Here is a 14,274-nt window from a genome sequence, read left to right as displayed (position 1 = left end):
CTCATGCGAATAAAAAAGGAGACAACGTGAGCATCCATTCAATGCAGTTCGAACTGACCGCGGACCAGCGCGGGATCTACGACCAGGCGTTCCGCTTTGCACAGAAGGAACTGGCGCCTTTGTTGGCGCGGATGGACGACGAGGACTGGTGTCCGCCGCAATTGATGAAACTGCTCGGAGAGAACGGCTATTTCGGCATCACTGCTCCGGAAGAGTATGGCGGCTCGGGCATGGACCTCTTTTCCGCGGGCATGGTCGCCGAGGCATTCGGCTATTGGAACCACAATGCCAGCTTCGTGTGGGGACCGCATGAAAACCTCTGCCTCAACAACATCCTGCGCAACGGCAATGCCGAGCAGAAGCAGCGCTATCTCCCCAAGCTGTGTTCCGGCGAGTGGGTGGGGGCGCTGGCACTGACCGAGCCGGGAGCCGGTTCGGATGCCATGGGCAGCATGCGGACGACGGCACGCAGGGAGGGCGACCATTACGTGCTCAACGGCCGCAAGATGTTCATCTCCAACGGCCCGATCGCGGACGTGATCCTCGTCTACGCCAAGACCAATCCGGAAGCGGGTGCGAAGGGGATTTCCGCCTTCATCGTGGAAAAGGGCATGCCGGGTTACTCGGTCGCGCAGAAGCTCGTCAAGATGGGCTGGCGCGGCTGCCCGACCGGCGAGCTGGTCTTCGACGAGTGCCGGGTTCCGGTGGCGAACCTGATCGGCGGCGAAAACGCAGGCGTGGCGGTGGTGATGAGCGGGCTGGACATCGAACGCGCCTTCCTCTCGATGCCCTTTCTCGGCACGGCCCAGCGCTGTCTGGATCTCTCCATCGACTACGCCAATACGCGTCAGCAGTTCAACAGAACGATCGGCAGCTTCCAGCTGGTGCAGGGGATGCTGGCCGACATGTACGCCGAAATCGAAGCGTCGCGCGCCATCGCCTATCGTGCACTGATGGCGTGCAACGATCTCGAAACGGGCGGCGGCGGCCGGGGCGACATCCACAAACTTTGCGCCGCCTCGATCCTGACCGTCAGCCAGATGGCCCTGAGCGTGGCCGACAAGGCGGTGCAGATCCACGGCGGCAACGGCTTCATCTGGGAGACCGAAGTCAATCGTGCATACCGAAACGTCAAGATCGGAACGATCGGCGGCGGGACCAACGAGATCCGTCGCGTCATCATCGCCGAAGAACTCTTGCGCGCTGCGCGCTGATCCGGGAGACATTCATGGACATCAAATTCGATTTTTCCGGTCGCCACGTATTCGTTTTCGGTGGCACCACGGGGATCAACCTTGGTATCGCCAAGGCCTTCGCACGCAGCGGTGCACGCGTATGCGTGGCCAGCCGCAAGCAGGAGAACGTGGACGCAGCCGTCGAAGCGCTGCGGCAGTTTGGAGGTGAGGTGCTGGGCGTCACGGCCGACGTGCGCGATTTCGATGCGGTCGGCCGGGCGCTGGCGCTGGCCCATGAGCGCTTCGGCCCGATCGACGTGCTGGTTTCCGGCGCGGCGGGAAATTTCCTGGCGGAGGCCAACGACCTCTCCTCGAATGCTTTCAAGGTCGTCGTCGACATCGACCTGAACGGCACCTTTCATGTCATGCGCCAGGCATTTCAGTACCTCGCCCGGCCAGGGGCTTCGGTGATCAATATCACGGCGCCGCAGTCCATGATCCCGATGCGCTTCCAGTCTCACGTCTGCGCGGCCAAGGCCGGCGTCGACCAACTGACCCGCGTGCTGGCGATCGAGTGGGGCGCGGCGGGCGTGCGGGTCAACGCCATCTCTCCCGGGCCGATCGCCGGTACGGAAGGCATGCGCCGCCTGGCGCCTCAAGGGGAAGAAGGCGATGCGATGGTCAACAGCGCGGTGCCGCTCGGTCGTATGGGTACGCCTGAAGACATCGCTCAACTTGCCATGTTCCTCGCGTCGTCGGCAGCGTCCTACGTGTCCGGCGCAATTGTCCCCTGCGACGGTGGCGGCGCATCCGAGAGCATCAAGTCGATGGTCGAGGCCGCGGCGCAAGAGATGAAGCCCCGGACTGCTTGATCGCATGAATCCGGGCCATTGTGAGGAGACAAGTGTGATCGATATTCAGAAGAGCGCGGAGGCCAGGCGCATCGGCCGAATCGCCCTGGGGGACATCGTGCATCGCAGTGCGCAACGCGCCGGTGCGCGCATTGCGGTGATCGATGGCGACGAGCGCCTGACCCACGCCGAACTCGATGCGCGCAGTTCGCAGTTCGCCCATTTCCTCTGCGCGGCCTTGCCGAAAGGTGGTCAAGTCGCGACCCTTTGCGAAAATTCGGCCGAATTGGTGGTTGCCATCAACGGCATCCACAAGGCGGGCGCCGTATGGGTCCCGGTCAACATCAAGCTGGATGTGGCGCAAATCGGCTACATCCTTCGCCATGCGGAAGTCGTCGGCATCGTCGTGGACGAGGAGGTTTGCCTCGAGCCGAAGATGGCTGCGCTATTGACCGAGCTCGGCCTGCCGGTCGTCGTCACACGCGCTACCGGCAAGACCTCCGTCTCGACAATGACGTTTTCCGATGCGCTCCACGGCAGGCCCGACCACCTGCCGGAGGTGGACATCGATGCCGACCAGCCAGCGCTGATCATGTACACCAGCGGCACCACGGGGAATCCCAAGGGCGTCGTTCACTCCCACGGCTCGGTGCACCATGCCCTGATCGCCAACATTGCGACCTTCGGCTACAGCCACGCGGACGTTGTCACCTGCATGTTGCCGCTGTTCCATTGCGGCCAGCATAACGCCGGTGCTGCCGCCCTGGCGGCAGGGGCGAGCCTCGTCATCGCAAGAGGCTTCAACGCCGGGAACCTTATCGCCGACATTGTCGAGCGGCGCGTTTCTGTGATCGTCGGACTTCCGATGATGTACGGGGCGGTCCTGGCCCACCCGTCGGCCCGGACTGCGGACTTCTCGTCGCTTCGCTTGTGCGTCTATGCGATGGCGCCGATGTCACAAGAGCTCGTTGCTGCGATCAGCCAGACAATGTGTCCGAACCTGATGCTTGCCACCGGGCAGACGGAGATCTACCCGGTCACGATGTCCTATCGACCGTCCCTGAATGACGGGCGGAATGCCAATTATTGGGGCGTTTCGTCGTCGATCGTGGAGACCGCCGTCATGGATGACGAGGGGAATCTGCTGCCGCCCGGCAAGGTCGGCGAGATCGTACATCGTGGTCCGAATGTGATGCTCGGCTACTTCAAGGATCCCGAGGCAACCGCCGCGGCTCAGAAGTTCGGCTGGCATCATACCGGCGACATCGGCAAGTTCGATGACGGCGGCCAACTTCAGTTTCTCGATCGCAAGAAGGACATGATCAAGACTGGCGGTGAGAACGTGGCGAGCATCAAGGTCGAATCGGCGATCCTGGGTCACGCGGCCGTCGCGAGTGTTGCGGTGCTGGGCCTGCCACATCCGCACTGGAGCGAGGCGATCTGCGCCGTGGTCGTGCTGAAGCCGGACATGCCGTGCGGCGAAGCGGAGCTGGACGCCTGGTGTCGAGAGCGCTTAGGAAAGTTCGAGGTGCCGAAGGCCATTCGCTTCGTCGAGCAATTGCCGGTCACTGCCACCGGCAAGATACGCAAGCAGGTCCTTCGCAGTCAGTTTGAAGGTCTATTTCTTGGCTGATCCGATGACTACCATGTTCACATCCATTGCACAGATCGTACGTCATTGGGGCCGTTGCACGGGAGCGGCGACGGCCGTTGTTTCGCCCTTCCGCAGCTGGACCTACGCGGAGCTCGATGAGGAGAGCAATCGCGTCGCTCAAGGCCTCCTGTCTCTCGGGATCAAATCGGGCGACCGTGTCGGCTGCCTTACCCGCAACAGCGCCGAGTGTCTGATAGTGCTTTTCGCCGCCGCCAAGATGGGGGCCGTGTGTACGCCCATGAACTGGCGCCTGGCACCGTCGGAACTCGAATTCGTGATCGGTCACAGCGAGGCAAGGCTGCTCCTCGTCGACAGTGCGTTCCTCCCCAACATCAAGAGTCTCGACCTGTCGCGTGTCGAGAAATTTCTGATTGCCGAGCCCGGTTTCGATGGATCGCTCGCGGCATGGGCTGCCGGTTTCGATCCGGTGGATCCGGAGTACCCCTCGCGCAGCGACGAGACGGTGTTGCAGCTTTACTCCTCGGGCACCACAGGCAGACCGAAGGGGGTCGAGATCACCCACGCCGGCCTCCTTTACCAGTGTTCGGTGATCGGCGACTGTTTCGGCATTCGAGCCAGCGACCGGACGGTGCTGCTCGATGTCTTGCCCAATTTCCACGTATCGGGGAGCGTCGTCTTTCTGACAGGGCTACATGTCGGAGCAGTGGTTGTCACTCGCCCCGAGTTCGCCCCGGAGCAAATATTGGAAACGATCGAGGGCTATGCCGTGACCCACGCGGTCATGGTGCCGACGATGATCCGCATGCTCGTTCAAGCGCTGCTTGCAAAGCGCAAGAGCCTGCCCAGTTTGCGAGTCCTCGGTTACGGAGGATCGCCGGTCAGTGAAGCCGTCTTGCGGGAAGTTCAGGCGGTGTCGAGCAGTTCGCTGGTGCAGATCTACGGGATGACGGAGCTTTCAGGGATCGCCACCTGTCTTGGGGCGGATGATCATGCCGATCCGGAGCTGCTGCGTTCCGCCGGACGTGCTTTGCCGGGCATCGAACTGAGCATCAGGCGCAGCGACGACGGGCAGGTCTGCGAGGAGGGGGAAGCGGGCGAAGTCTGGATCCGGTCGCCCTCAGTGATGAAGGGCTACTTCCGGAATCCGGAAGCGACCTCCGAAGTCATTCCGGAATCCGCTGACGGATGGCTGCGCAGTGGTGATGTCGGCTACCTGAAGAAAGGCTATCTGTTCATCGTCGATCGTTTGAAGGAAATGATCATCTCGGGAGGGGAGAACATTTATCCGACGGAGGTGGAGAACGCTCTCAGCGCTCATCCGGCAGTTTCCGACGTGGCAGTGATCGGCGTGCCGGATCCGACGTGGGGTGAGGCGGTCAAGGCCTGCGTCGTATTGAAGGAAGGCGTGCAGGCGGACGCTGCCGACTTGCTTGCATTCGCACGCCAGCGCCTTGCTCATTACAAGTGCCCGAAGTCGATCGATTTTCTGCCCGCGCTCCCGCGCAATCCGTCGGGCAAGTTGATGAAGCGTGCGTTGCGCGCGCCGTACTGGGAAGGGAAGGACCGGGCGATCGGATAAGGCCGCCTTTGGCTGGGCCTGTTGCCCCTCGGGCGCAGGCTCGTGTTCCTGTCAGTTGAGTGGAGCGGCGCAGTGAGCATATCCCCATTCGTTCCAATGGCGACGACGACGGAAGTCCCTCCCGTCATGCGAACGCGCATCGCGCGGCCGCGGCTGATCGACCTGCTCGCGCGGAGCGAAGCCCGCCTGGTGACAATCACGGCGCCCGCAGGCTATGGCAAGACGACGCTGGCAGTCGACTGGAGCACCCGGCAGCAGTCGACGGGACTGGCGGTGAGTTGGTTGCGAGCCGAGGCGGAGCATAACGAACCGGCCGTCTTCCTGCTCTACCTTGCGCGCGCCATCGAGGTGGCGTGTCCTGGCGCAGCCGCTATCGCCCTCGATATGCTAAATGACAGCCGCCTCGCCCCGGTGTATGCGGTGATTGCGGCCGTGGTCAATGGTATTGCCGAGAGTGGGGAGGAGTTGTGTCTCTTCATCGACGACTACCACTTGCTGGTGAACGACGAGATTCACTGTGCAATCCGCTTCCTTCACGCTCACGCGCCGCGTCACTTCCGTCTGGTGATCACCTCGCGCGAAGAGCCGAAGTTGCCGCTGGGGCACCTGCGTGCCGCTGGCGAACTGCTGGAAATCGATGCCGGCCAGTTGCGGTTTTCGCTCGAAGAGGCCGGCCGATTCTTCCAGCTGGAGTCGGCGTGCTTGTCCGATGACGATATCCAGGCATTCCAGCACGAGACCGGCGGTTGGGCCGCGGCGCTGCGCATCGCCGCCACCTCCTTGCGTTCGGGAGCATCACCCGAGCAAATCCTGCGTGCCATGCGTAGCAGCGGGCGGGACATCGAACCCTATTTGGGTGAAATATTCGCGCGCTTTCCTTCGGACCTGCGCGACTTCATGGTGAAGAGCTCGGTCCTCAAGTCGCTGGTACCCGATCTGTGCGATGCAGTGCTCGAAACCGACAACGCCTCGGCAATTCTTGAAACGCTGCATTACCGATACCAGTTGGTCGAGGCGGAAGCCGGGGGCGAGGTGGAAGCCGGGCGTGAGGCGGCCTTCCGCTACCACCCACTGATCGCGACATACTTGCGGCGTCAATCTAAGCGTCTGCCGACGGAAGACATCAGGACGCTGCACCGCCGGGCGGCCCAGTGGTTTCATGAGAGGAGCCGGTACGCGGATGCCATCCGTCACGCTATCGAAGCGGGCGAGGTCGAACTGGCAACCTCATGGATCGAGGCGTGTGCCATGCGCATGATCAGGGCCGGCGATATCCGCGAGGTGTTGAGTTGGCGAAACTGGCTCCCAAAGGAGCTGATGCGTCCGCAGTTTTCCCTCCGCCTGGCCATCGCTTGGTCGCTCGCGCTGGCGCCCCGCCGAAGCGATGTATTCGCCTGGGTCGACGAGATCGAAGCGGACGTCGTCGGCGATGAACGCGAAGACGCCACCCGGCGCGAATGCCTGGCGATCCGTACCGTGGCCCATGGCCTGTCCGACGCACCGGACGCCGGATTGAAGTACGGCCTGGCGTACATGGAGAATCCGCTTGCCGACGCATGGACGAAAAACACGGTGGGCAACGTCATCTGCTTCAGCCATCTCATGGCCGGACGCCACGATCAGGTCAGGGAGATGCCATGGTACGTGATGGAGAATGGCGACAAGTCGCGTGCCGCGCCGACGGAGGTGTACCGCCACATGGTCAAGGGGCTTGCCCTGTCCCGCCGCCTTGAGCTCGCCGAGGCACAGGCGTGCTTTATCCAGGCGCGAGCGGTCGCCGTGCGCGACTTGCGGCCGAAGTCGAGTCTTGCGGCGACGCCGGAGGTCCTGCTCGGGCAACTGGCTTACGAGTCCAATCGGCTGGATGAGGCCGAGCGGCTTGTCGCCAGCCGGCTCGATGCAGTGAATGCCGCCGGCTTTCTCGAGATTCCGCTTCGCGCCTATACCACTCTGGTCCGTATCGCCCGCTGCAAGCAGGATCGCAGGCTCGCGCACGAACTGATCGAGCAGGGCGAAGCGGTTGCCGCTAGCGAACCCTGGCCCAGGATGCGATCGGCATTGGTCGTCGAACGCGTGCGGCTGTGCCTGGAAGAGGGGGACGATTGGACGATGTCGCATGCATTGGCAACTTTGGAACGTCTTGCGATGGCGGCTCCAGGTGGCGAGTACGCCATCGCGGATCGTCTGCGAGCCTACCACGCACTCGCACACGCCCATGTCGAGCTGACGGGAGGAAGCTTTTCTGCCGCGGCGGCGTTCCTCCAACCGGCGTGGGACGATAGCCTCAAGGCCGGAGACTTGTACTTTGCGTGCAGGGTCGGCAGCCTGCTTGCCGCGGCAGAGTTCGGATGCGGTGAGCGAGACCGGGCCTACGAGCGACTGGTTCAGGTGTTGGAGTGGGGACGAAAGGGGGCTCTCGTTCGTACCATCGTCGATCATGGCTTTGTGCTGGAGCCGGCGCTCGAGTACGTGCGTGATCGCTTGGTCGCCCTGCCGGACGGTCGCCGCCTGACCTCCTATGCGGAACAGCTGCTTGTGCACGTGCGGACGAGGGAAGAGGATTCCACGATCGGTGTGGCGAGCTCACGGAGCATCGACACGCCCCTTTCGCGTCGGGAGACCGAGGTGCTGCAACTCATGGGCACCGGAAGCTCCAACAAGCGCATCGCTGCGGCGCTCGGGGTGAGCCCGGAAACGGTCAAGTCTTATATCAAGAGCATCTTCATCAAGCTTGAGGTCGATAACCGCACCCGCGCGGTTATCGAGGGACGGCGCCTGAATCTGGTGCCTGCCGATTGATCTCGCCCCCCAATCGGGGGAATGCGGGCGCACCAGCGTGTCGATATGGTCCTCATCGGGTTGAGACGAGTACGACAACCCCCGCAACCGACAGCATAGCCGAGTGCGGAGCAGTCATTCCAACACTCAGGAGAGATCATGCGTATTCCTTTTAGTCGTAGCCTGATTGCCGCTTTTGCCACGATCGTTGCCATCGTCTCGATGGTCATGCTCCCCAAGCCGGCACGGGCCGGTGTCCTGGGCGGCTTCTACGACCCGCCGTCTCCACTGGCGCCCTATTGTTTGAATGATGGGGACGTCATCAAGGACGAGCCGTCGAATTTCGTGCTCCCGACCCAGACACCATATTCTGCCCGGCGCATCATGTACTGCACCCGGGACACCAACGGCGCGCGCGTGGCGGTCACCGGGACAGTGATCACACCCGAGTTGTCGTGGGCCGGATCCGGGCTGCGCCCGATTATCGGCTTTGCTGTCGGCACGCAGGGAATGGGGGACCAGTGTGCGCCGTCATATCAAGTCACCACAGCGAACCCGACGGAGTATGAACTCGCTGCGATTACCGCACTGTTGGACGCTGGCTACGGCGTGACAATTTCCGACTATCAGGGGATGGGCACGCCAGGGGTACCGAGCTACCTCAATCGCAACGCCCTGGGCTACGCAGTGCTGGACTCGATCCGTGCAGCGCAGCGCCTGACTTCGGCCTTTCTGCCCGCTGTGGGGCCGGTTGCCCTCTGGGGCTATTCGGAAGGCGGCCTGGCGTCGGGCGCTGCCGCTCAACTGCAGGTGAGCTATGCGCCGGAGCTGCAGGTGGCGGGGGCCTACGTCGGAGCCGCCCCGGCCAACCTCCAGCAATTGGCGCAATACCTGGACGGCAAGCCGGCCGCCGGCGTCCTGCTGTATATGGTAAACGGTATGAACGCAGCCTATCCGAAAGCGGGCTTCCTTAACATGCTCAATCCGGTCGGCCGGCTGCTTGCATCCCAGGCGCTCAATGAATGCTGGGTGCAGACGCTTGCTCAGCACGCCCTCTTGCAAACCTCGACACTGACCAATGACGGTCGCTCGATTCCCGCGCACTTCGCCGAGCAACCGCTCGCTTCACCGGTGAATCAGCAACTGTTGGGACTCGTTGCGCCGACCGTCCCGGTTTTCGTCGTGCACACCCCGCTCGACGATATCGCGCCTTACCAGCCCGGGCACGATATGGCCGTCAGTTGGTGCGACCGTGGCGCGACGGTACAGTTCACCGCGCTGACGGCACCCACGCACCTCGCCGCGCTTATTGCGTCGGTACCGCTGGCCCTCTCGTACATTCAGAGCCGATTCGACGGACTCCCGGCGCCGTCTAACTGTGGTAATTTCTGAACCTTCCGGTTCGAGTTCCAGGGCCAAGGGCGTTCGCGCCCTGGCCATCGCTGTGTCGCACCCATGCGGTTATCGTGGGACGGCGCCTGAACCTGGTGCTTGCCGATTAAGCTGACGGATCAGCCGGATTCGGATCGGTCCACCGCTTCCGCTACAAGCAAACTCAGCCAGAGGCCCCCGTTATGGTCGAACTTGCGGCACGTCTGCAGGACCCTGCGGGCGAGGTGCGAAATCCATTGCCGCGCCAGTAAAGCGTCTGCTGAGGAAAGCACGCCGGCCAGAAGCAACTCTATACAACGATCGACAAATACGCGCGCAACACGTATTTCGGTTCTCGTCTCACACAATGGGGGACGGACGCTTGCCGGATTCCCGGCGGTGCTTGAGCGGCAGCCACCCTCGCATGTGCACGGGCCCGTGCTCTCGAGCGCGGCCTCCATTCGAGCAACTGCGCAGATTGCGGCTTCCATGCAGTACCCCGGCCTTTCTTGCTCCAGATAACGGTAGCTGGCGTTCTCCTCGCCGAGCAGATTTTCTGCAGGTACAGGCACCTCGTCGAAGTGCAGCTCGGCCAGGCCAAGATATCCGCATGCCAAGTCACCGACTCTCGGGCCCTTGCTGAAGCCGGGCATCGAGGTATCCACCACCAGCAAGCTCGCAGAATCGGCACGCCTCGACGGATCGAACGCCACCGCGAGGACCACCAGATCGGCTGGATGCCCGTTTGCTACGAGCCGTTTGACGCCATTCACCACATAGTGATCGCCCCTGCGTACCGCAGTGATATCCGACCCCGTGTGAGCCAAGGGGTCGAGCGAGTCGTCATCGGCCAATGCGCCAATCAACTCGCCTGCGGCCATCCGCGGCAGGTACTTTCGCTTCAGAGCGTCGCTGCCATGACCGGCAATGAGCCTTGCTGCCCGGTCCGAATGGAGCAGCATGCCTAGCAACTCCGGAGCATCGGCTCGCCCCAGCTCCTCGAGAAGGACGATCCTGCGAAGCCCGCCCGCCAGGTCGCCGCCGCATGTCTGCGAAAGTACCGTGCCCAGCAGGCCGCCCGCACCGGTCTTGCGCCATGTCTCGCGATCGACATGACCCTGATCGCGAATGCGGCGGTAATCGACTACAAATTCGGTCTCGATAAAGCTCCGCAGGGCCTCACGGAACCGCCGATGCTCCTCGCGGAAGAGCGTGCGTGCAATCATTCTGGTTCCCTCGATAGTCTAGCCGGCTCAGTGCAGACGCTGATCGGAACGCCTAGTGCCGACCGCGCGATCATGCTGCCTTATTCCCCGTCCGCGCCTGCGCGGTTCGTGCGACTCGCGGTCGATATCTTCCCCCGGCACATCGGAAGCGATCACGCCCCTTGTTGGGGGAGGGGCGCGCTCAAATCGCTCCCCCCAACCGGGGGAATGCGGACACACCTGCGCGTTCGATAAGGTTCCCTCCCAGATGGGCGTGGTTGGCCGAGTCGCGAAACCGGCCCGAGTGCGACGTTGGATGTGCCGACGAGCATTTTGGGTAAGCGGTCCCGCGGAACCAGCCTTAGCCCGTTGGCCGATAACAATGACGAGGAGACCACGGTGAAGCAGCGAAATCAGCGAGCAACTCGAGGCACGCAGGGGAGAGCGGGCGTCGCATCAGTATTGGTGCTGGCATTCAGCACCCCTGTCGCGGCGTTCGAGTTCGAAACCGACGACGGCTGGCGGGGGACCTTCAACAATACCGTATCGATCGGCGCAAGCTGGCGCGCCCAGTCGCCGGACCCGAAGCTCTACAGCGCCGGAGACGGCGCCGCGGCCGGTTACTCGAAGCCGGGTAAGGGAGGATCGAACACGGATAGCGGCAACCTGAACTGGGACAAGGGGGACCGTATTACAACGCTGGTCAAGCTCGTGTCGGAACTGTCGGTGAAGAAGGGCGACATGGGTGGTTTCATGCGTGCGAAAGCGTGGTACGACCAGGCGCTGAAGGACGAAGATGTTCGCCTGGGCAATGGCGACAACGGCTTTCGACCCGGGAATCGGCTGTCCGATGCGAGCCAGCCCGCGCTCAACAAGTACGACGGCGTGGCGCTGCTCGATGCCTATGTGTTCAACACCTTCGATCTTGGCGACAAGCCACTCCAGGCACGTGTCGGACGTCAGGTGGTGAATTGGGGGGAAAGCCTCTTCATTCAGGGGCTCAACCAGCTCAACCCGGTCGATGCCCCTGCCCTGCGAAAGCCCGCCACGGAGATCAAGGAGGCACTGCTGCCCGTCTGGAGTCTCTATGGCAACCTTGGCCTCGGTGGCGGGATGTCGCTGGAGGCCTTCTACCAGCTCAAGTGGGAAGAGACCGTCATTGACAGCTGCGGCGGGTACTGGTCGGCGGCGGAATGGCAGATTACGACATCAGCCGGTTCCGGTTGCAGGGCGGTGGCGACGACAGTCAACGCGGCGCGCGGCAATGCCGGTTCCCTCGCTACCGGTCAATACGTTCCCCTATCGGACGGGAAGGACGGCCAGGACGGTGGGCAATGGGGTTTGGCCCTGCGGATTCCGGTGGACGCGGTCGACGCGGAGCTTGGCGTGTACGCAATGCGCTTCAACTCGCGCACGCCGATCATCTCGACGAAGGCGGGAAGCTGGGGCGCCAGCGGCATCGCGCCGTTCCTGAACCCACTGGCGGCTCATGAGGCCGCGCTCGGTGCAGCCGGGGTCAAGGCGGGAACCGGGTTCTGGGAGTATCCCGACGGTATCAATCTGTATGGCGTTAGCCTGTCGACCAATCTCGCTGGCTGGTCCCTTGGTGCAGAGCTCAGTCATTCCCCCAATCAGCCCATCCAGATCAACGGCAACGATCTCGTCGCCGGACTCCTGCGTGGCGTTGGCCCGGCTGGCCCCGAGAACATCGTCGCGACGGGCAGTGGCGCCGGCGCCGCGGTTCACGGATACGAGCGGGTCAAGAAGAGCCAGTTCCAGTTCAACACTGTCAAGGTACTCCCCGCCATGCTCGGCGCCGAGCAGGGAGTGCTCGCCGCAGAGGTCGGAATGCAGTGGAACGACCTGCCGAACGACGGCCGTCGGTTCGGTCGCGCATTCATTTTTGGCGCCGGTTCTCATCCGACTTACGGAGGGAGTACGTGTACCGCGGATGGTGGTACCAATCCCCAGCGCGACGGCTGCAAAAATGACGGCTACGTCACCGATTTCGCATGGGGCTATCGTGTGCGCGCCGGGCTTTCCTACGGCAATGCGTTCGGGAGCGGCTTCACCATTTCTCCGGGCGTTTTCCTGGCGCACGACGTCAAGGGCTATTCGAGCGACGGGCAGTTCCTCGAGAACCGTACTGTGATCGGCTTGGGCGTGCAGGCTGACTACCTCAAGAAGTACACGATCAATCTCGGATACACGAAGTACGGAGATCGCGCGAAGTTCGACCCCTATCGCGACCGCGACTACTACAGCGTCTCGGTGAGCACGACATTCTGAGACGGCAATGCCGAAGAAAACGAGGAGACAAGGTATGAAAATCGGGATCTCAAAACTCACCCTGGCAGTCCTGTGCGGCGTTATCTGCGGCACTGCAGCCGCAGCGCTCTCGCAAGCCGACGCGGAGAAGCTGGGTACTCAACTCACCCCGACCGGAGCGGCCAAGGAGGGAAATGCTGATGGCACCATTCCGCCGTGGTCCGGAGGACTGACCGCGCCCCCCGCGGGCTGGAAGCCTGAACTGGGCTACATCGATCCGTTCGCGAACGAAAAGCCGACGGTCACCATCACGGCGGCCAACGCGGAGCAGTACAAGGACAAGCTGTCCGCCGGGCTGCTGGCGTTGCTGCGTAAATACCCGAACTTCACGATACCGGTGTACCCCACGCATCGCACGGCTGCACTGCCGCAGGCGGTCGCCGATGCGATCAAGGCGGAGGGCACGAAGATCTCCATGCGCGAGGGACACATTGAGGGACGCCAGACATCAACCGTTCCGTTCCCGATTCCGAAAACCGGAGATGAGGCTATTCAGAACCATATCCTCCGTTATGTGGGCGGCGGTTTTGAGCGCGAGTATGCATGGTTCCCGGTGCGCGCCAATGGCGATACCTACAAGGTCAGCTTCGCCGAGCGCCTGGTGACGGCAGGCAATGTCGACCCGTCGCGGGGCGGGAATCTGAACTTCGTATTCGCCGGGGGCTTCACTTCTCCCGCCACGCTCGACGGCACGGTGTATCTCGTACATGAAACGGTGGATCAGGTGAAGGAGGCACGGTCGGCGTGGATCTATAACTCGGGACTGCGCCGGGTGCGCCGTGCTCCGGATCTCGCTTACGACAACATTTCCGATGGCGTGGAGGCGATGCGCGTGACAGACCAGTACCTTGGGTATAACGGCGCGACCGACCGTTATGACTGGAAGCTGGTCGGCAAGAAGGAAATGTACGTGCCATACAACACGTACAAGATCGGCGACAAGAAGCTCAAATACTCCGATGTCCTGGACAAGAACACCGTCAAGAGCGACCTGATGCGTTACGAGCTCCATCGGGTATGGGTTATCGAAGCCACCCTCAAGTCCGGTCAGAAGCATATTTACGGCAAGCGAACCTTTTATCTCGACGAAGACAGCTGGATGGTGCTGGTCGAGGACGCGTACGACACCCGCGGAGAACTCTGGCGCGTTGGCGTCCATGGCTTCCGCCAGAACTACGACGCCTTGGTGCCATGGCACAGCGTTGAGGTCTGGCACGATCTGACGAACGGGAACTACCTCGCTTCGCACCTCGACAACGAGGTCAAGGCGCCGATCCGCTTCGGAGTCCGGGGCCAGTGGTCCGATTTCCAGGCCGACGCCCTGCGTCGGTCCGGCACCCGCTAATCGCCCAATTCTTTCGCGAGACGAGGT

General features: G+C 62.6%; 9 protein-coding genes. 8 read left to right on the top strand and 1 reads right to left on the bottom strand.

Translation table 11 applies throughout. From position 1 onward, the window contains the following. Positions 1–26: 26 nt before the first annotated feature. The 6 genes from AZKH_RS12365 (at position 27) to AZKH_RS12340 (ending at position 9,390) form a co-directional block, all read left to right on the top strand. Entirely contained in the window at positions 27–1,214 is a 1,188-nt protein-coding gene (locus AZKH_RS12365) for an acyl-CoA dehydrogenase family protein (RefSeq protein WP_015436115.1), read from the top strand. Between the two features lie 14 nt (positions 1,215–1,228). Continuing rightward, positions 1,229–2,047, top strand: coding sequence for an SDR family oxidoreductase (locus tag AZKH_RS12360; RefSeq protein WP_015436114.1), 819 nt, complete (start codon positions 1,229–1,231; stop codon positions 2,045–2,047). Positions 2,048–2,081: 34 nt separating this feature from the next. Then, positions 2,082–3,659, top strand: coding sequence for a class I adenylate-forming enzyme family protein (locus AZKH_RS12355; protein ID WP_015436113.1), 1,578 nt, complete (start codon positions 2,082–2,084; stop codon positions 3,657–3,659). Between the two features lie 4 nt (positions 3,660–3,663). Further along, positions 3,664–5,220, top strand: a complete 1,557-nt coding sequence (locus tag AZKH_RS12350) for a long-chain-fatty-acid--CoA ligase (RefSeq protein WP_156822100.1) — start codon at positions 3,664–3,666, stop codon at positions 5,218–5,220. 126 nt (positions 5,221–5,346) lie between these two features. Next, entirely contained in the window at positions 5,347–8,019 is a 2,673-nt protein-coding gene (locus AZKH_RS12345) for a LuxR C-terminal-related transcriptional regulator (protein ID WP_015436111.1), read from the top strand. A 138-nt stretch (positions 8,020–8,157) separates the two neighbouring features. Then, positions 8,158–9,390 carry a lipase family protein gene (locus tag AZKH_RS12340; RefSeq protein WP_015436110.1) on the top strand — a complete coding sequence of 411 codons (1,233 nt, stop codon included), beginning with the start codon at positions 8,158–8,160 and terminating at the stop codon, positions 9,388–9,390. A gap of 119 nt (positions 9,391–9,509) precedes the next feature. Here the strand turns inward: AZKH_RS12340 and AZKH_RS12335 are convergent, their stop codons facing one another. After that, a complete protein-coding gene (locus AZKH_RS12335; RefSeq protein ID WP_015436109.1) occupies positions 9,510–10,595 on the bottom strand; it encodes an acyl-CoA dehydrogenase family protein in 1,086 nt (361 codons plus the stop codon). Between the two features lie 378 nt (positions 10,596–10,973). Here AZKH_RS12335 and AZKH_RS12330 point away from each other — a divergent pair, with 378 nt between their 5' ends. Together AZKH_RS12330 and AZKH_RS12325 are read left to right on the top strand one after the other, a co-directional pair. Further along, positions 10,974–12,863: a DUF1302 domain-containing protein gene (locus AZKH_RS12330; RefSeq protein ID WP_172642467.1), complete on the top strand. Its 1,890-nt coding sequence runs from the start codon at positions 10,974–10,976 to the stop codon at positions 12,861–12,863. Positions 12,864–12,897: 34 nt separating this feature from the next. After that, positions 12,898–14,247, top strand: coding sequence for a DUF1329 domain-containing protein (locus AZKH_RS12325; RefSeq protein ID WP_015436106.1), 1,350 nt, complete (start codon positions 12,898–12,900; stop codon positions 14,245–14,247). The last annotated feature ends 27 nt before the right edge of the window (positions 14,248–14,274 follow it).

This window comes from Azoarcus sp. KH32C, assembly GCF_000349945.1.
Classification (GTDB): domain Bacteria; phylum Pseudomonadota; class Gammaproteobacteria; order Burkholderiales; family Rhodocyclaceae; genus Aromatoleum.
The sequence above is the reverse complement of the archived record's forward strand: the minus strand, read 5'-3'. Positions and strand labels throughout refer to the sequence as shown.